General features: G+C 74.6%; 17 protein-coding genes. 8 read left to right on the top strand and 9 right to left on the bottom strand.

From position 1 onward, the window contains the following. Nucleotides 1-63: 63 nt before the first annotated feature. The 4 genes from JN535_RS02305 to JN535_RS02290 form a co-directional block, all read right to left on the bottom strand. Nucleotides 64-1,512 carry a dihydrolipoamide acetyltransferase family protein gene (locus tag JN535_RS02305; RefSeq protein WP_205201596.1) on the bottom strand — a complete coding sequence of 483 codons (1,449 nt, stop codon included), beginning with the start codon at nt 1,510-1,512 and terminating at the stop codon, nt 64-66. Between the two features lie 56 nt (nt 1,513-1,568). Then, nucleotides 1,569-2,561, bottom strand: coding sequence for an alpha-ketoacid dehydrogenase subunit beta (locus tag JN535_RS02300; protein ID WP_205201594.1), 993 nt, complete (start codon nt 2,559-2,561; stop codon nt 1,569-1,571). Continuing rightward, nucleotides 2,558-3,763: a pyruvate dehydrogenase (acetyl-transferring) E1 component subunit alpha gene (gene pdhA, locus JN535_RS02295; protein WP_205201592.1), complete on the bottom strand. Its 1,206-nt coding sequence runs from the start codon at nt 3,761-3,763 to the stop codon at nt 2,558-2,560. The genes JN535_RS02300 and pdhA overlap by 4 nt, the downstream gene beginning before the upstream one ends. 222 nt (nt 3,764-3,985) lie before the next feature. Next, the gene (locus JN535_RS02290) at nt 3,986-4,252 is read right to left on the bottom strand and encodes a DUF805 domain-containing protein (RefSeq protein WP_240200423.1); all 267 of its coding nucleotides are present in this window, start codon (nt 4,250-4,252) and stop codon (nt 3,986-3,988) included. Nucleotides 4,253-4,442: 190 nt separating this feature from the next. Between JN535_RS02290 and JN535_RS02285 the strand changes: the two genes are divergently transcribed. Then, a complete protein-coding gene (locus JN535_RS02285) occupies nt 4,443-4,844 on the top strand; it encodes a PIN domain-containing protein (RefSeq protein WP_307868105.1) in 402 nt (133 codons plus the stop codon). A gap of 1 nt (nt 4,845) precedes the next feature. Here JN535_RS02285 and hisC read toward each other — a convergent pair whose 3' ends face one another. Next, nucleotides 4,846-5,925, bottom strand: a complete 1,080-nt coding sequence (gene hisC / locus JN535_RS02280) for a histidinol-phosphate transaminase (protein ID WP_205201590.1) — start codon at nt 5,923-5,925, stop codon at nt 4,846-4,848. 91 nt (nt 5,926-6,016) lie between these two features. Here hisC and JN535_RS02275 point away from each other — a divergent pair, with 91 nt between their 5' ends. Then, nucleotides 6,017-6,406: a phage holin family protein gene (locus JN535_RS02275; RefSeq protein ID WP_205201588.1), complete on the top strand. Its 390-nt coding sequence runs from the start codon at nt 6,017-6,019 to the stop codon at nt 6,404-6,406. Between the two features lie 33 nt (nt 6,407-6,439). On the opposite strand, the gene JN535_RS21410 is transcribed toward JN535_RS02275, so the two are convergent. Both JN535_RS21410 and JN535_RS02265 read right to left on the bottom strand, forming a co-directional pair. Further along, on the bottom strand, nt 6,440-8,125 hold the full coding sequence (locus JN535_RS21410; protein ID WP_205201586.1) for a PGAP1-like alpha/beta domain-containing protein: 1,686 nt from the start codon (nt 8,123-8,125) through the stop codon (nt 6,440-6,442). Further along, complete coding sequence (locus JN535_RS02265) at nt 8,122-8,436, bottom strand: hypothetical protein (RefSeq protein ID WP_205201584.1); 315 nt, start codon at nt 8,434-8,436, stop codon at nt 8,122-8,124. Before JN535_RS02265 ends, JN535_RS21410 begins: the two co-directional genes overlap by 4 nt. 194 nt (nt 8,437-8,630) lie before the next feature. Between JN535_RS02265 and purB the strand changes: the two genes are divergently transcribed. Then, nucleotides 8,631-10,118 carry an adenylosuccinate lyase gene (gene purB, locus JN535_RS02260; protein ID WP_205201582.1) on the top strand — a complete coding sequence of 496 codons (1,488 nt, stop codon included), beginning with the start codon at nt 8,631-8,633 and terminating at the stop codon, nt 10,116-10,118. A gap of 118 nt (nt 10,119-10,236) precedes the next feature. Here purB and JN535_RS02255 read toward each other — a convergent pair whose 3' ends face one another. Beyond that, the gene (locus JN535_RS02255) at nt 10,237-11,391 is read right to left on the bottom strand and encodes a hypothetical protein (RefSeq protein ID WP_205201580.1); all 1,155 of its coding nucleotides are present in this window, start codon (nt 11,389-11,391) and stop codon (nt 10,237-10,239) included. Beyond that, nucleotides 11,388-11,801, bottom strand: a complete 414-nt coding sequence (locus JN535_RS02250; protein ID WP_205201578.1) for a PadR family transcriptional regulator — start codon at nt 11,799-11,801, stop codon at nt 11,388-11,390. The genes JN535_RS02255 and JN535_RS02250 overlap by 4 nt, the downstream gene beginning before the upstream one ends. A gap of 135 nt (nt 11,802-11,936) precedes the next feature. Here JN535_RS02250 and JN535_RS02245 point away from each other — a divergent pair, with 135 nt between their 5' ends. The 5 genes from JN535_RS02245 (at nt 11,937) to JN535_RS02225 (ending at nt 17,833) form a co-directional block, all read left to right on the top strand. Then, nucleotides 11,937-13,286, top strand: coding sequence for a glycoside hydrolase family 6 protein (locus tag JN535_RS02245; protein ID WP_205201575.1), 1,350 nt, complete (start codon nt 11,937-11,939; stop codon nt 13,284-13,286). 358 nt (nt 13,287-13,644) lie between these two features. Beyond that, nucleotides 13,645-14,094, top strand: a complete 450-nt coding sequence (locus JN535_RS02240) for an NUDIX hydrolase (RefSeq protein ID WP_307868102.1) — start codon at nt 13,645-13,647, stop codon at nt 14,092-14,094. A gap of 142 nt (nt 14,095-14,236) precedes the next feature. Continuing rightward, complete coding sequence (locus JN535_RS02235) at nt 14,237-16,027, top strand: hypothetical protein (RefSeq protein WP_205201573.1); 1,791 nt, start codon at nt 14,237-14,239, stop codon at nt 16,025-16,027. Nucleotides 16,028-16,067: 40 nt separating this feature from the next. Continuing rightward, on the top strand, nt 16,068-17,384 hold the full coding sequence (locus tag JN535_RS02230) for a CoA transferase (RefSeq protein ID WP_205201571.1): 1,317 nt from the start codon (nt 16,068-16,070) through the stop codon (nt 17,382-17,384). Then, nucleotides 17,372-17,833, top strand: a complete 462-nt coding sequence (locus JN535_RS02225) for a helix-turn-helix transcriptional regulator (protein ID WP_307868100.1) — start codon at nt 17,372-17,374, stop codon at nt 17,831-17,833. Before JN535_RS02230 ends, JN535_RS02225 begins: the two co-directional genes overlap by 13 nt. The last annotated feature ends 13 nt before the right edge of the window (nt 17,834-17,846 follow it).

Below are 17,846 nucleotides of genomic sequence, written 5' to 3'. Positions count from 1 at the left end.
ACCGGCCTCTCCGAGGCCATGCTCGCCGTTCCCCGGGTCCCCGCAAGCGGAGCACCCGCGACGTCAGCCCCAGACGAGGCCGCGGGCCGGGTCCTCGAGCACCTTCGCGACGTCGGCCAGGACGCGCGCGCCGAGCTCGCCGTCGACGAGGCGGTGGTCGAAGCTCAGGGCGAGCTGCGTGACCCAGCGCTTCTTGATCTTGCCCTTGTGGACCCACGGCTGCTCGCGGATCGCACCGAACGCGAGGATCGCGGCCTCGCCCGGGTTGAGGATGGGCGTCCCGGTGTCGATGCCGAACACACCGACGTTCGTGATCGTGATCGTGCCGTCGGACATGTCGGTGGGCGACGTGCGGCCCGCGCGCGCGGTCGCGGTGAGGTCCGCGATCTCGCTCGCGAGGCCGTGCAGGTCGAGGCGGTGCGCGTCCTTGATGTTCGGCACCACGAGCCCGCGCGGCGTCGCGGCGGCGATCCCCAGGTTCACGTAGTGCTTGTAGACGATCTCCTGTGCCGCGTCGTCCCAGCTCGCGTTGATCTCCGGGTGGCGTCGCACGGCGAGGAGCAGCGCCTTGGCGGTGACGAGCAGCGGCGTGACGCGCACGTCGGCGAACTCCCGGTCCTCGCGCAGCGTGTGCACGAGGCGCATGGTCTTGGTGACGTCGACCGTGTGGAAGACCGTGACGTGGGGCGCGGTGAACGCGCTCGTCACCATGGCCTCGGCGGTGCGCTTGCGCACCGACTTCACGGGGACGCGCGTCTGGCGGCCGTCGGGGGTGACGGCGCCGGACGCGAGCCACGGCTGGTCGTCGTCGGCGTACGTCGCCAGGGGCTGCGCCGTCGCGCGCTCGTGGTGCGCCTGCACGTCCTCGCGCGTGACGATCCCGCCCGGCCCCGTGCCGGCGACGCTCGCGAGGTCCACCCCGAGGTCCTTGGCGAGCTTGCGCACCGGCGGCTTGGCGAGCACCGGCAGGTGCACGTGCCCGACGGCGGCGGGCGCGGGGGTCGGCGTGTCCGCCGCGGGGACGGCGGGCGCCGGGGCAGGAGCCGGGGTGGGCGTGACCGGGGCCGCGTCCGGCGCGCGGCGGCGGCGACGGGTCGTGCCCGCCTCGACCGTCCCGTACCCCACGAGCACCGAGCCCGAGCCGCCGGCCGCGGCGGGCGTCGCGCCCTCCGTCCCGGTACCCGCGGGCGAGGCGGGCGCGGGAGCCGTGTCCGCGCCGTCGGGCACGACGCCGGCCGGCGCGCTGGGCGCCGGCGCGGCACCGGTCGGGTCGGTGTCGACGACGATGATCGGCACGCCGACCTCGACCGTCGTCCCCTCGGGCGCGAGGATCTCCGTGACGACACCCGTGTACGGCGACGGGAGCTCGACGAGCGACTTGGCCGTCTCGATCTCGACGATCGTCTGGTTGACCGTCACGGCGTCGCCGACGGCGACGTGCCAGTGCACGATCTCGGCCTCGGTGAGGCCCTCGCCCGCGTCGGGGAGGTTGAACTTCTCGAAGGTGGGCACTGCGTGGTCCTCCTGGTGGTCCCGGTCTGCGCTGTCGAGGTCGCGGCGGACGCGCGTCAGAACGCGAACGCGCGGTCGACGGCGTCGAGCACGCGGTCGAGGCTCGGCAGGTAGTCGTGCTCGATCTTGGCGACGGGGTACGGGGTGTGGAAGCCGCCGACGCGCAGCACGGGCGCCTCGAGCGAGTAGAAGCACTCCTCGGTCACGCGAGCGGCGACCTCGGCGCCGGAGCCGAGGTAGGTCGGGGCCTCGTGCACGACGACGCAGCGCCCGGTCCGGCGCACGGACTCCACGACGGTCGCCGTGTCGAGCGGCGAGATGCTGCGCAGGTCGACGACCTCGACGCTGCGCCCCTCCTGCTCGGCCGCCGCGGCGGCTCGGAGCGCGGTCGCGACGGTCGGGCCGTAGGCGACGAGCGTGAGGTCGGTACCGGGGCGGACGACGCGCGCGCGGTCGAGCACGGTCGCGCCCTCGCCGCGCCCGGTGGTCTCGACGGGACCCTTCTCCCAGTAGCGGCCCTTGGGCTCGAAGAAGAGCACCGGGTCGGGCGAGGCGATGGCCTCCTGGATCATCGTGTACGCGTCCTGCGGCGTGGACGGCGACACGACGCGCAGCCCCGCGGTGTGGGCGAACAGCGCCTCGGGGCTCTCGCTGTGGTGCTCGACCGCGCCGATCCCGCCGCCGTACGGCACGCGGATCACGACGGGCACCTGGAGCTTCCCGCCCGACCGGTAGCCCATCTTCGCGAGCTGGGTCGTGATCTGGTCGTACGCGGGGAAGATGAAGCCGTCGAACTGGATCTCGCACACCGGCCGGTAGCCGCGCAGCGCGAGGCCGATCGCGGTGCCGAGGATGCCGGACTCCGCGAGGGGCGTGTCGACGACCCGGTCCTCGCCGAAGTCCTTCTGCAGCCCGTCCGTCACGCGGAAGACGCCGCCGAGCGCGCCGATGTCCTCGCCCATGAGCAGGACCTTGGGGTCGTTCTCCAGCGACCGGCGCAGGCCCTCGTTGATCGCACGGGCGAGGGTCAGGGTCTTGTTCTCGCTCATCGGGCCACCTCCGCGGCCGGCTCCTCGAAGGACTGCTGGTAGTCGGCGAACCACGCCTTCTCGCGCTCGACCACGGCGTTCGGGGTCGCGTACACGTGGTCGAACATGGTCGACGGGTCGGGCGCGGCGAGCGCGCGGACCTCGTCGCGCAGCCGCTCGCCGAGCGCGTCGGCCTCGGCCGAGACCTCGGCGGCGAACGCGTCGTCCCACGCGTCCTCGGCCCGGAGCAGGTTCTCGAGCCGGTCGATCGGGTCGCGACGACGCCAGTACTCCTCCTGGGCCCGCGAGCGGTACTTGGTCGGGTCGTCCGACGTCGTGTGCGCGCCCATGCGGTACGTGAACGCCTCGACGAAGGTCGGACCGCCGCCGGACCGCGCCCGCTCGAGCGCCTCCGCGGTCACGGCGTAGCACGCGAGCACGTCGTTCCCGTCGACCCGCACGCTGGGGATCCCGAACCCGCCGCCGCGCCGGTAGAGCGGCACGCGCGACTGCTTGGTCGTGGGCTCGGAGATCGCCCACTGGTTGTTCTGGCAGAAGAACACGACCGGCGCGTTGTTCACGGCCGCGAACACGAGCGCCTCGTTGACGTCGCCCTGCGACGTCGCGCCGTCGCCGAAGTACGTGACGACGGCCGCGTCGCGCTCCGGGTCGCCTGACCCGACGAGGCCGTCGCGCTGGACGCCCATCGCGTACCCGGTCGCGTGCAGCGTGTGCGACCCGATGACGAGCGTGTACAGGTGCACGTTGTGCACCGTCGGGTCCCACCCGCCGTGGTCCACGCCGCGGAAGAGGCGCAGGCGCGCCGTCGGGTCGATGCCGCGCACGTGCGAGACGCCGTGCTCGCGGTACGACGGGAAGACGTAGTCCTGCGGGGCGAGCGCGCGGCCGGAGCCGATCTGCGCGGCCTCCTGGCCCTTCGCCTGCGCGAAGAGGCCGAGCTCGCCCTGGCGCTGGAGCGACGTCGCCTCGTCGTCGAAGCGGCGCGTGAGCACCATGTCGCGGTAGAGCCCGCGCAGGGCGGGGGCGTCCAGGTGGGCGACGCGCTCGCGGTAGCCGTCGGTCTCGGGCGTCGTGACGCGGGCACCGGCCGGGGTCACGAGCTGGAGCAGGGGCGCGTCGTCGGGGCCGCCCGCGACGTCGGGGAGGTCGGGGGGCGTGCTCGCGCCGTCCCGCGCGGCGGTTCTCGCGTCGTTCTCGGTCACGCGACTCTCCTTCGGTGCGGCCCGGCCGTGGCGGCCGGCCCGCTCGGGGGCAGGAGGCGCCCGGTCGGGGCGCCGTCGGAACCTACGTCTCCGTAGCCTACGCAAGCGTAGGCTACGACACCGTAGGTTCGGCTGCCGACGTGTCGCCCAACATCCGTCGCGGCGGGCTGTAGGGAACCTCCAATCCCCACCGGTCGGCCCCCGCGCCGGCGGGGGCTGCCCCTACCGCGGGTACGCGCCGCCCGCGCGCAGCGCGTCGCGCTCACGCAGCACGGGCCAGCGCGAGAACGCGAACACCAGGAACATCACGACGTTGAGGACGGGTACGAGCCCGACGAGGATCCACCAGCCCGAGTAGCCGGCCTTCTGGATGATCCGGACGTAGGCGATGAGGAAGATCACCGCCACCGCGACGTAGACGACCAGCGCGGCCGTGCCGAAGGCCCAGCCGTACTCGTCGACGAGCTGGTCGGTGTCGATGGAGTCCATGGACGCGAGTGTTCTCGCGCTCGCGACCCACGGCAACCCGGACGACCGCCGGGCGTAGACCAACGTCTACACCCGGGAGCAACTTCGTGAGCGTCCCCCCGATGAGCCCGGCGAATGCCGAGGCGCTCGTGAGCCAGATCGAGCAGGCACGCGACGACGACCTCGTCCGCGACCCGTGGGAGGACCGGCGGTGATCGTCCTGCTCCACACGAACGTCCTCGTCGGCCTGGCCCGTCACGCTCTCGATCCGCAGGCGTCGTACGGCGCGAGCATCTTCTCCCGGGCCGAGCTCGAGCTCGGGATCCGTGCCGCACGGTCCTCCACCCAGGCCGCCGAGCGCCGTCGGCACCTCAACGACCTGGACGACCGGTTCGACTGGATCGACTTCGACCTCGACTGCACCCGCTCCTACGGCCTGCTCGCAGCCCACGCCGAGGGCCGCGTCACCGGTGCCCGGGTGCGCGGCAAGGATGCGCTCATCGCCGCACAGGCGCACCGGCACGGCGCCGCGGTGATGACCGCGAACCTCGACGCCTTCCGCCCTTTCGACGAGCTCGTCCAGGTTCTCTCGCCTCGCCGGGCGGAGACCTGACCTACGACCAGGTGGCGCTCACGCGGAGGAAGAGGTCCGTCGCCTCCGGCTCGCCGACGCTCACGCGCAGGCCCTCGCCCGCGAACGGGCGCACGATCGCCCCCGCGGCCCGAGCCTCCTCCGCGCGCTGCATGGTCCGCTCGCCCAGGTCGAACCACACGAAGTTCGCCTGCGACTCCGGCAGCACCCAGCCCTGGTCGCGCAGGCCCGCGACGAGACGCGTCCGGTCCGCCACGAGGTGCTCGACGCGCTGCAGCAGCTCGTCGCGCGCCGCGAGCGAGGCGATCGCGGCGCGCTGCGCGACGTGCGAGACGCCGAACGGCGTCGAGACGGCACGGATCCCCGCCGCGAGACGCGGGCGCGCGACGGCGTACCCCACGCGGAGACCGGCGAGGCCGTAGGCCTTGGAGAACGTGCGGAGCAGCACGACGTTCGGGTGCTGCGCGTACACGGCGAGGCCGTCGGGGGCCTCGGGGTCGCGCACGAACTCGAGGTACGCCTCGTCGAGCACGACCAGCACGTCCGACGGCACGGCCGCGAGGAACGTCTCGAGCTCGTCGCGGTGCACGACCGGGCCGGTCGGGTTGTTGGGCGTGCAGACCATCACGACGCGCGTGCGCTCCGTGATCGCCGCAGCCATCGCGGACAGGTCGAGCCGGCCGACGTCGGCCCCGGTCCGCAGCGGCACCTGGACCGACGTCCCGCCCGCGACGGCGACCGCGATCGGGTACGCCTCGAACGAGCGCCACGGGTACACGACCTCGTCGCCCGGCTCGACGACCGTCTGGAGCACGTGCGCGAGCACAGCGACCGAGCCGTTGCCCACGACGACCTCGTCGGCGCCGACACCGAGGTCGGCCGCGAGAGCCTCGGTGAGCTCGGTCGCGTACATGTCCGGGTAGCGGTTCACGTCGGCGGCAGCGTCGGCGATCGCCGCGACGACCGACGGCAGCGGCGGGTACGGGTTCTCGTTGGAGGAGAGCTTGAACGCCGCCGCGCCCGGGGCGACACGGGCTCCGGGGACGTAGGCCGGCAGGGCGGCGACGGCGGGACGCAAGGGGACGCGGGGTTCGTGGGCCACGGTCCTCGATCATGCCACCTGCCCGGCACGGCCCAGCGGCGCACGGCTCGGCGCCGTGCCCGGGCGCCGCCCGGGTGGCAGGATGCCCGGTATGAGCTTCGTCGTCCGCGTCCTCGTCACCGGCCTCGCGATCTGGCTCACGAGCCTGTTCATCGACGAGCACTTCCAGATCGTCGGCTCCGACACCGCCGGCGGGAAGGTCGTCATCATCCTCGTGGTGGCGCTGCTCTACTCGCTGGTGAACGCAATCATCAAGCCGATCGTGCAGATCCTGTCCATCCCGCTCTACATCCTCACGCTGGGGCTGTTCTCCCTGGTCGTCAACGCGCTGATGCTCATGCTGACCGCGTGGATCACCGAGCAGACCGACTGGGGCATCCGCATCATCGGCGGGTTCTGGTGGGCCCTGCTCGCGGCGCTGATCATCGGGCTCATCAACTTCGCCGTCTCGGCCGTCGTGCCCAAGGCCAAGGACCGTTGAACGCCGCCGCCCCGCGCGGCGGGACCGGCGTCGCTACCGCGCGTCACCGTCGTCTCGCCCGCCGTCCGGGCCGGGCGCGGTGAGGTCGCCGGCCCCCGGACCACCCGTCACCGGGAACCCGGGCACCACCGGCGACGGCGACCCCGGCGACGGCACCCCGGGGAACGGCACCCCGGGCGCGCCAGGGAACGGCGTACCAGGGGCCCACGGTGGCGTGAGCGACCGCGGGACCGCCACGTCACCGATGCAGAACGTGGTGTCCGGGTCGGGTACCAGGCGCGCCTCGTAGACGAGGGGTTCCTCCGCCACCCCGTCGAGCAGCCGCTCGACGTCGTCCAGGTGCTCCTCGAGCCCCCGGTCGCCCACCTCGACCGCGGCGTCCAGCACCTCCTGGTGGAAGCGCACGCTGTGCGGCCACTCGAGCGACGGCCCGCCGCCCGGTGCCACGATGGTCCCGGTCACCGTGACCCTGTCGGGCGTCGCCCGGTTCTCCGCCCCGTCGAGGTCGGAGATCGCCTCGCCCTGGGTCTCGAGGTGCGTGCCCTTGACCCCCGGCGGGAGGGCGTGGCCGGCGACGGGCGAGCCCGCCGTCACGACGTGCCGCACGGAGTACGTCCCGACCGTCGCCGCGGCGACGGTCGCAGCGATCATGCCGCCCTGGCTGTGCCCCACGAGCACGACGTCGTCGCCCTGCCCGATCCCGGCCTGTCGCATCGCCTCCAGCACGGCGCGCGCGCTGTCGGCCTGCGCCCGGAGCGCCGGGTCGTCGTCCATGAGCTGGTAGTTGGACGTCATGTTGTAGACCGACCTGAGGTTGCCGGGCTGCGTGCCGGGGATCGCCACCACCCACGTGGGCGTGCCGTCGTCCTTGACGATCCGCTGGACGCTGAGCGTCGAGTCCGTCGCGAGCGCGTCCACGGCGCCGAGCGCGGACCGCACGTCCGTGGGCGTCGGCAGGTCGCGTGGCGTGTCGACGAGCCGGACGTCGGGGTCGGGCAGGAAGCGGTCCCGCAGCGGCTGCGCGAGGCCGCGCAGCACCGACGCGCCGTTGCCGACGGTCGGCATCCGGTACCACGGCCGGTCGGCGTCGAGCAGGCCGATCGCCCGGCTCAGCGCGCGGATGGTGGCTGGGTGCAGCGACTCCCCCGAGGTGATGACCCGCTGCCAGGACGGGCGACCCGGCAGGAGCGAGTGCAGGAACCCGATGGTCCCCAGGGTCAGGACGGCGTTGACCCCGGCCGCCGCGGCCCCGACCGGGTTGAGGCCTCCGACGGCCAGGAACGCGAGGTCCTGCCACAGGGCCGTCGCCACGGCGTCCGCGTCGTCGTAGACACGGACCGCCTGCTGCAACCGTGACGCGAGGACCCGCAGGTCCCGCTCCTGCTCCTGCGCGACGCCGATCGCGAGGTCGAAGGCCTCGAGCGCGGCCGCGCGCGCAGCACGCACCTCGGCCGACCAGTACGCCGTGGCGTGGACGTCCCAGCCCGACGTGGCCGGGAACGGCGCAGGTGCCGCGAAGCGGCCCGCGAACGACGTGGGGCTCGCGGTCGTCGCGTCCACGGAGTCCCGCGCGGCCCGGAGCGCGGCGACGGTCCCGGCGACGATGTCCGCGCGCGCCGCGAGCGCCACCGCCTGCGCGACGACCGCGGCCGTCTCGACCGCGGTGGGCTCCGTCCCACCGCGCACCACGACCACGGGCGACGGTTCGGCGGTGCTCACGCCGCGCCCGTCGCGGCCAGCTCGGCCCGGATCCGCGCCACCTCGGCCTCGGCGAGGAGGGTGAGCGCGTCGAGGCGCAGGAGACAGCTGTCGAGCAGCATGCCGAGGCGCAGCAGACCGCTCCGGCGCTCGGCAGCCGCGGCGTCGTACGACGCGCGGGCGTGGCCCGCCCACGGCAGGTCGGGCGCGACGAGCGCGGCGCCCGCTCGCGCGACGTCGTCCTGGGCGGTGAGGACCCGGGTCCGGGCGATCGAGACGCCGAACGGCGCGGCGCCGCACGGCGAGGGCGGCGGAGGCGACGAGGAGGACATGGCGAGGACCGTACGCAGCGCCGCGCGCCACCCGTGACGGTCAACGACGCCCTGTGGACGGGCTCCGGGCGGAGCGCCCCTGGGGACGGCCACGACCCCAGGGACGCAACAGATCGCCCCACCCGGCCCGGACCGCATGCCCGGACTGCGAAAGGCCGGGGCCGCCGTCGGGCGCGCGTGGGAGAATCAGGGGCGTGCCCGAGAACCCTGCCGCAGACGCCCCTGCCCGCGAGAGCCTCGCCGAGGTGACCCCGCCGATCGCGCTCGGCCCGCTCGACGGCCGCTACCGCGCCGCGATCGCCCCGCTCGTCGACCACCTCAGCGAGGCCGCGCTCAACCGCGCTCGCATCCACGTCGAGGTCGAGTGGCTGATCACGCTGTGCAACGGCGTCCAGGCGGTCGACGAGAACGCGGTCCGCCCGGTCGTGCCCGGCGCTCCCCAGCTCTCCGACGCCGAGGTCGCGTACCTGCGCCGCATCCCCGCGACGTTCGGTGGCGAGGAGATCGCCGAGCTCGCCGCGATCGAGCGCGAGACCGTGCACGACGTCAAGGCCGTCGAGTACTTCGTCAAGCGCCGCCTCGCCGCTGCGCCGGACGCCCTGGGCGCGGACACCGTGCTGCCCGGCGTGGGCGAGCTGGTGCACTTCGCGTGCACGAGCGAGGACGTCAACAACCTGTCGTACGCGCTCATGGTGCGCGGCGCCGTCGAGCAGGTCTGGCTGCCCGCCGCGACGGCGCTCGCCGACCAGCTCGCGGACATGGCGCGCGAGCACGCCGACGTGCCGATGCTCTCGCGCACGCACGGCCAGCCCGCGACGCCGACGACGCTCGGCAAGGAGCTCGCCGTCCTCGCGCACCGCCTGCGCCGCCAGCTCCGTCGGATCGGCGGCGCCGAGTACCTGGGCAAGCTCAACGGCGCGACGGGCACGTACGGCGCGCACACCGTCGCCGTCCCGGGCGTGGACTGGCCGTCGGTCTCGAAGCACTTCGTCGAGGGCCTGGGGCTCACGTGGAACCCGCTGACGACGCAGATCGAGTCGCACGACTGGCAGGCCGAGCTGTACGCGGACGTCGCGCGGTTCAACCGGATCCTCCACAACCTCGCGACCGACGTGTGGACGTACATCTCGCTCGGGTTCTTCACGCAGATCCCCGTGCCGGGCGCGACCGGGTCGTCGACCATGCCGCACAAGGTGAACCCGATCCGGTTCGAGAACGCCGAGGCCAACCTCGAGATCTCCTCCGCGCTGCTCGACACGCTCGGTGCGACCCTCGTCACGTCACGCCTCCAGCGTGACCTCACGGACTCGACGACGCAGCGCAACGTCGGCCCCGCGTTCGGCCACTCGCTCCTCGCGATCGACAACGTGCGCCGCGGCCTCAAGGCCCTCGCCGCGAACGCCGACCTCATGGCGGCGGACCTCGACGAGAACTGGGAGGTGCTCGGCGAGCCCATCCAGTCGGCCATGCGCGCGGCGTCGGTCGCGGGCGTGCCGGGCATGGAGAACCCGTACGAGCGCCTCAAGGACCTCACGCGCGGCCAGCGCGTCGACGCGGCGCGGCTCCGCGAGTTCGTGGCGGGCCTCGGCCTGCCCGACGACGTCGCGCAGCGCCTCTCCGACCTCACCCCGGCGACCTACACGGGCCTCGCGTCCCGCCTCGTGGCGGGCTACCTGGACTGACCGGGCCGCGGGCCGACCACAGCACGCACCGGACACGGCATGAGGGCCGTTGTCCGGTGGATGACGGCCCTCATGTCGTTCTCGCGAGCGCGCAGGGTCTTGCGCGACGGCGTGCGTGTCAGACGGCGGTCATCTCACCCGGGTGCGGCGCGCGAGGTCCCGGGCTCCCGCTCGCCGCGGCGAGCAGCGCGCGGTGCGAGGCGCGCGCCTCGGAGAGCTCGTCGAGGCGGTTGACGGCCCAGCGCAGCGCGAGCGTCGCGGCGGCCGCGCACCCGAGCAGGGCCAGGACGTTGCCCAGGTCTGCCGTCTCGACGGGCACGGTGCCGGACCAGAAGAAGGTCGAGCGGCTCAGCAGCATCCCGAGCGCGAGCCCACCGAGCACCGGGACCGCCTGCCGGGCTCGGCGCCACAACAGGGCGGCGCCGAGGAGTACGACCACCGGCGCGGCGATCGCCTGAAGCGTCCACGAGACCAGGCCGCCGCCCGACCACCACGGCGTCTCGAGGCGCGCAGCGTCGGAGTAGGTCGCGGCGACGAACGCGCCGAGAGCCAGCGCCATTGCCCCGACCGTCGCCGCCCGGAGCGCCAGCGACTCCGCACCGACCCGGCACGTCCGTCGGGCGGCGAGCACTCCCGCGTACGCGACGAGTGCGACGACCCACGGCGCGTCGAGGTACGCGGCATAGGCGCTGCCCACGGCGACCGACACGACGAGCGCCGCCACGCCCGCCGCGGCGGCGAGCACCGCGACCACGAGGCCGACGCGTCGCGCCCCGGCGAGCGCGAGGGTGACCGCGACGACCCACAGGGCCCACATCAGCGCCGTCGGGACGGTCGCCACGAGCGGCGCACTGCCGTCCGGACCGAGTGTCGCCCGGACGATCGCGGCGGCGAACGCGAGGACGCGCGCCGCCATGACCACGAGCGCGGCCGGGAGCAGCACGAACAGCAGAGCGGTCGCCGCTCGCCGCTGCCGCGGCGTCGAGCCCAGCGGCGCGAGCAGCCATTCGCGGGCGGCGGCACACACCAAGTCCCACCGCTCGGCGCGGGTCGGGCGCGACCGGCCCGGCTCCGCGCCGTCGAGCAGGTGGCCGAGCATCTCGGCCTCGTGCGCCCGCCGGTACGTGTACGGGAAGAGCCGCAGGAGACGGCGAAAGTCCCGCACGAGGACCGGCGCGACGAGCGTCGTCGCGCCGGGCTCCGCCGTCAGGCTCCCCACGACCCGTGCGTCCCCGGTCCCCTCACCCGCCGCGCGGACGTCGACCCCGCTCATGCCGGCACCGCCCCTTCGTCGGCGAGGCCCGCCCCGCGCCCACGGGCGGGACGCGCGGAGGCGCTGTCCGCCGTCGGCCCGGCCGCGCGCCGTCGGGCACCGAGGCGCTCGATCGCGCGACGTGCCTGCGCCTCGGCGCGCTCTGCCTCGGCGGCGAGGCGCGACGCGCCCTCGGTGGTGAGCCGGTAGTAGCGGCGCAGGCGCGAGTCGACGACCTCCTCGTGGTCCACCTCGACGAGCCCGGCCGCGACCAACCGGTCGATCGCGCCGTAGAGCGTCCCGGCACGCAGCGTCACGCGGCCACCGGAGCTGGACTCGACGTCCTGCGCGATGCCGTACCCGTGCAGGGGACCGGCCGCGAGCGCGGACAGGACGAGGAACGCGGGTTCCTGGAGCGGTTTCGATGACATGCCGACGAACATACCCTCGTGGCAAAGTCATGGAGCGCAACACGCCGCTGCGCGAAACGTTTCGCACCCTTCCCGCCGCTCCCCGGCAGTCCCTACCGTGGCGGAGTCCTGACCCCGAGGCGACGGAGCCCCGAGATGAGAGCGACCTCCCCCACCCGACGACCCCGTGCGGCGACGTTCGTCGCCGCTGTCGCGACCCTCGCGACGCTGGGCGCCACGGCGACCGCCGGCGCCGCGATCGCGACCTCCGCCGCGGCCGCGCCCTCCTCGGCCTGCACGGTCGACTACCGCATCACGAGCTCGTGGTCCGGCGGCTTCCAGGCCGACGTGACCGTCACGAACCTCGGCGCCCCGCGCTCGGGCTGGCAGCTGGCCTGGGACCTGCCGGCGGGCGAGAGCATCGGCCAGCTCTGGAACGGCACGCTCGTGCGCGACGGCGGCCGGGTCACCGTGGGCGACGTCGGCTGGAACGCGTCGCTCGCCACGGGCGGCAGCGCGTCCTTCGGCCTCGTGGGCACGGCCGCGTCCGCTCCGGCCGTGCCCGCGAGCTTCACGCTCGACGGCGTCACGTGCGGCGACGTCCCGCCCGACCCCACCGACCCGCCCGACCCCACCGATCCCACCGACCCGAGCGAGACGCCGGGCGACGTGACGTTCCACGTGGACGAGACGAACCAGGCGTGGGAGGCCTGGCAGGCGGCGTCGGGGGCGGACCGCGACCTCCTCGCGAAGATCGCGCTCACGCCGCAGTCGTCGTGGGTCACCGACGCGGACGCGCAGGTGTCGCGCGCCAAGGTCGCCGCGTTCACGAGCGCGGCCGCGGCCGAGGGCACGACGCCGCTCCTGACGATCTACGCGATCCCCGGCCGTGACTGCGGGTCGCACTCCGGTGGAGGCACCGCCGAGGCGGCGTACCGGAGCTGGGTCGAGACGGTCGCGTCGGGCATCGTCGGCGAGCCGTGGGTCGTCCTCGAGCCCGACGCCCTCGCCCAGCTCGGGGACTGCTCCGGCCAGGGCGACCGCGTGGGCATGCTCCGTGACGCGGCGCGCATCCTCACCGACGCGGGCGCGCGCGTCTACGTGGACGTGGGCCACTCCGCGTGGCTGAGCCCGGCGACCGCCGCGGCCCGCCTGCAGCAGGTCGGCCTCGACGACGCCGTGGGGTTCGCGCTCAACACGTCGAACTACCGCACGACCGCCGAGTCGCGCGCGTACGGCGAGCAGGTCGCAGCGCTGCTCGGCGGGGACGTGTCGTTCGTCGTCGACACGTCGCGCAACGGCAACGGGAGCAACGGCGAGTGGTGCAACCCCCGGGGTCGTGCGCTCGGCGACCAACCGCGCGCCGTCGACGACGGCACGCACCTCGACGCGCTGCTGTGGGTCAAGCTGCCCGGCGAGAGCGACGGGTCGTGCAACGGCGGGCCGCCCGCCGGACAGTGGTGGCAGGAGGTCGCGCTCGAGCTCGCGCGCAACGCGTCCTGGTGACACGACGCGGTCGAGCACGACCCTGCTCGCCGTCGAACATGACACTGCTGCCGTGATCCCCGCATCACGGCAGCAGTGTCGTGTCCGGCGTCTTCCGGGGCCGCCGTCGCGCGTTCGACCGGTCCGGGGCGAGTCCGCACCGAGCAGGATCCGCCGGTCGGTGTGACGATCGTCGTGCCGGGCCGCGGCCCGGCACGATCGCCCTTCGCCGGAACTGGGGCCGCGCGAGGGGCCGGCCCGACGGCGCGTGGCTCGCTGGGTGCGCCACGCGCCGTCGGGGATCCTCGGACGTGGTGGTGAGCCGTCGGCGCCGGACGGCGGCGCGGAGACGGCGCGACGGAGATGGCACAGTGGGGCCGTGACGTCGCACGACCTTCCCCTCACCGACCCGCCCGAGCCCTCCACGCTGCCGCCCCTGCGCACCGTCGGCTGGGTGAACGTCCGCGACGGGCGCCTGCTCGCCGTCCGCACGACCGGCAAGGACCGCTTCTTCATGCCGGGCGGCAAGGTCGAGCCCGGCGAGTCGGACGCCGAGGCCCTGGTGCGCGAGATCCGCGAGGAGCTGGGCGTGCGCCTCGACCCGACGTCGGTCCGCCCCGGCTTCGTCGCCGAGGCTCCCGGTCACGGCCTCGGCGGACGCGTCGTGCGCATGCACTGCATGTTCGCCGAGCCGGTCACCGGCTCCCCCGAACCCGCGCCGAGCGCCGAGATCGCCGAGCTCGCGTGGCTCACGCCGGCCGACGCGCACCGTGTCCCTCCCGCGGGCCGGATCGTCCTCGACCGGCTCGCCGACGTCCTCTCCGCCTGACGACGGCACGTCCCGACCGGCGGTCACCCCGCGAACCGGGACCGCCTCGCATGGGGACCTCGCCCCATGAGCCGGGCGAGACGCGGTGGTGCCGCCCCGCGTACGCTCCGGGGGCAGGATCCGCCGCGACAGAGGGACGACCATGGGGTTCTACGGTGCCGACATCGGCGAGCTGCGCGCGCTCGCGCAGAGCCTCACGACGGCGTCCGACGCGCTCACCACGACGCGCAGCACGCTCGACTCGACCGTGAGCGGTGCCCGCTGGTCCGGTCCGGACGGAGACGAGCTGCGCGGCCGCTGGTCCGCCGAGCTCGGCCCCGCGCTGGCCGCCGCCGCCGCGACGCTCCGGGACGCGGCGGACAAGGTCCGCAAGAACGCCGACCAGCAGGAGAGCGCCAGCTCCGACGGCTCGGGCGGCCCCGGCGGGGGCGGCGGACCGGGTGGCGGGCCGGGCTCCGGCGGCGGGCCGGGCGGCAGCGGCACGGGCGGCGGGTCGGGCTCGGGTGACGAGAGCCCCGGCGGCCCCAAGGTCACGGTGAAGGGCGACCACGAGTCGGGCACGGACAACGGGAGCCTGGGCAACCCGGCGACCGAGGGCACCGACGCGAAGGTCGGGTTCGGTGTCTCCCACGACCCGGAGAGCGGCGAGACCACGTACTCGGGGAGCGGCTCGCTCTCCGACTGGATGAAGACGACGAACGGCTCGAAGATCTCGTTCGGGGTCAACGGCGGCGCCGAGTACACCGTCGGCGAGAAGTCCGAGGACGGCTTCACCACGTACACGTCCAAGTCCGACGTCTCGATCGGCGTCGAGGGCGGCGTCGACAAGGGCGGCACGGGCGTCAGCGGCGGGTACACGACCGGCGTCACGTCGGAGTACACGGTCAAGGTGCCCGACGACGCGAAGGTCACCGACCCCGGGAGCATCAACCCGTTCGACCCCCGCAGCATGCCGGTGGGCTCGTCCGTCACGATGGACGGCGGCAGCTACGCGGAGACCGAGCTCAACGCGGCGTTCCGCCACATCGCCGTCGAGTCGTCCGTCAAGGACGCGAGCGGCGTGACGAGCCTCATCGAGCGCACGGGCGACGACACGGTGCGCGTGACCGCGGGCCCCACCGAGGCCATCGCGAACCACGCGGGCCTCGGCCTCGACTTCGACGCCGTCAAGGTCATGCTCGGCAACACGACGTCGCTCGACGGCGCGTCGTTGCGCAGCGCCGAGTTCGACCTGTCGACGCCGGAGGGCCAGGCCGCGTACGACGCGTACCTCGTCACCGGCGAGATCCCCGCCGACCCGTCGACCGGCATCTCCGGCACCACGAAGATCGAGCGCATCGAGTTCGACTCGACGTCGACCGTCGGCTTCGACACGCCCGTCGGTGGCGCCGAGTGGGAGATCGGCCAGAACACCGGCTCGCTCGTCGCGACGACCAACCCCGACGGCAGCACCGAGCAGCTCCTCACCGCGACCTACGGCGACCGCGGCGACTTCCGCATGACCCAGGCCTTCGACGCGTCGGGGAACGAGGACCTCTCGGCTCGCACGTACTCGTACGACATCACGGCCGACGACATGTCGGCGCAGTACCTCAACATGCGGGAGTTCTCCGGCATCGACTCGCCACAGACGATCCGGCCCGGCGACACCGTGACCATCTCGCTCACCCAGGACCAGATGGACCAGTTCCGGTCGACCTCGATCGACAGCGTCGAGAACTACCAGTCCGTCGGCGCTCCTCCGGGCCAGGTGTTCACCACCGACTACGACGGCAAGCCGCTCAGCTCGGAGCAGATCGCGTTCAACCTCGCCCGCGGTCCACGCAGCGACCTCGAGTTGGTCCAGCTGATCTCCGACATCAACCAGGGCGCGGACGGCGACTACGCGAACGACGACGTCGCGGCGTTCCCGGGGACGGTCACGCGCCGCTGACGCCCGGCGTGGGGCCACGCCGACGGCGTATCGTCGCGGGGTGGGTGCCGAGCCGTTCCTCGCCGCGACGCTGCCGGTCCTGGACCTCGCGGTCGCGTCGATCGCCGCCGTGCGCGACGCCGCGGCCCGCGCGGGCGGGTTCGACGCCGGCCCGCCTCCCGAACCCGAGCGGGTCGCCGCGGCCTTCGCGAGCGACCGGCTGCTGCGCGTCGACGGCGCCCCGGTGGACGGCTTCGCCCCGCTCTCGGGCTTCTTCCGGACCGCGGACGGCTGGGTCCGCACGCACGCGAACTACCCGCACCACCGCGAGCGCCTGCTCTCGCTCCTCGACCTGACGGACGCCGCCGCGAGCGCCCCGACACGCGACGACGTCGCCGCCGCCCTCGCCGGGCGCTCGGCCCAGGCCGTCGAGGACCGCGCGGCCGACGTCGGGGCGATCGCCGTCCGCGTGCGCACCGAGGAGGCGTGGCGCGCGTCCGCACCCGGCCGCGCCGCGGCGTCGGGCCCTCCCGTGCGGGCCTGCGTGCGCGACGACGCCGCACGCCCTGGCCCGCTCGCGCGCGGGCCGCGACCCCTCGCCGGGGTCCGGGTGCTGGACCTCACCCGCGTGATCGCGGGCCCGATCGCGACGCGCACGCTCGCGCTGCTCGGTGCGGACGTGCTGCGCGTCGACCCGCCGGGCCTGCCGGAGATCGAGGTGCAGCACCTCGACACGGGCCAGGGCAAGCGGTCGACGCTGCTCGACCTCGCGACGCGCGACGGTCTCGCCCTCGCCCAGGACCTGCTCGACCGCGCCGACGTCCTCGTGACCGGCTACCGCCCCGGAGCGGTCGAGGCGTTCGGCCTGCGGCTCCCGCCGGGCGCCGTGCACGCGCGCGTCACGGCGTGGGGCGACGACGGCCCGTGGGCCGGGCGGCGAGGCTTCGACTCGATCGTCCAGGCGGCGAGCGGGATCGCGCTGGTGGAGGGGTCCCGGGACGGCACCCCTGGCGAGGACGCGACCCCCGGCGCGCTGCCCGCCCAGGCGCTCGACCACGCGACCGGCTACCTCCTCGCGGCCGCCGTCGTGGACTCCCTCGCCGACCGCGCGGCCGACGGCCGCGGTCGCGAGGTCGACGGGGCGCTCGCCCGGACCGCCCGCGCCCTGCTCGCGGCGCCCGGTCGCGACCCCGCGCACGGGGCGCCGCGGACTCCGGGCGCCGGCTGCGTCGTCGAGCACCCCGCGCGCCTGGACGGCCGGGCGGTCGTCGCGACGACGACCCGGCCCGCGCTCGACCGCCTCGCCGGCGAGCCCGTCGACGACTACCCCGCCCCCGCCCGGCCGTGGGGCGCGGACGAGGCGCGGTGGTCGTCGTGAGCCAGGTCGTCGTGCGCCCCGAGGTCGCCGTGCACCTGCGCCGGGCGCGGGACCGCATGGACCGCGACTTCGCCGAGCCCCTGCGGCTCGCCGACGTGGCGGCGGACGCCGGCTACTCGCCGTACCACTTCGCGCGCGCGTTCACCCGGGCGTTCGGCACGAGCCCGGTGGCCTACCTGGCCACGCGACGCGTCGAGCGGGCCAAGGACCTGCTGCGCTCGGCGAACCTCACCGTCACGGAGGTCTGCCACGCCGTCGGGTACACGAGCCTGGGCTCGTTCTCCGCGCGGTTCCGCGAGATCGTCGGCGTCAGCCCGCGCGCCTACCGGGACGCCCACGCGCGGAGCGGACCGCCGCCCGTCCCGGGGTGCTTCGCGCTCGCGTGGGGCCAGCCGAGGCCCGGCGGGACCGCACGATCGGAGAAGCCGCCGACCGTCGTCGAGCCGTAGCGTCGAGGTGTCG

The sequence above is a fragment of the Cellulosimicrobium cellulans genome (assembly GCF_016921195.1).
GTDB lineage: Bacteria > Actinomycetota > Actinomycetes > Actinomycetales > Cellulomonadaceae > Cellulosimicrobium > Cellulosimicrobium cellulans_F.
This window is presented reverse-complemented; position numbering and strand designations above follow the sequence as displayed.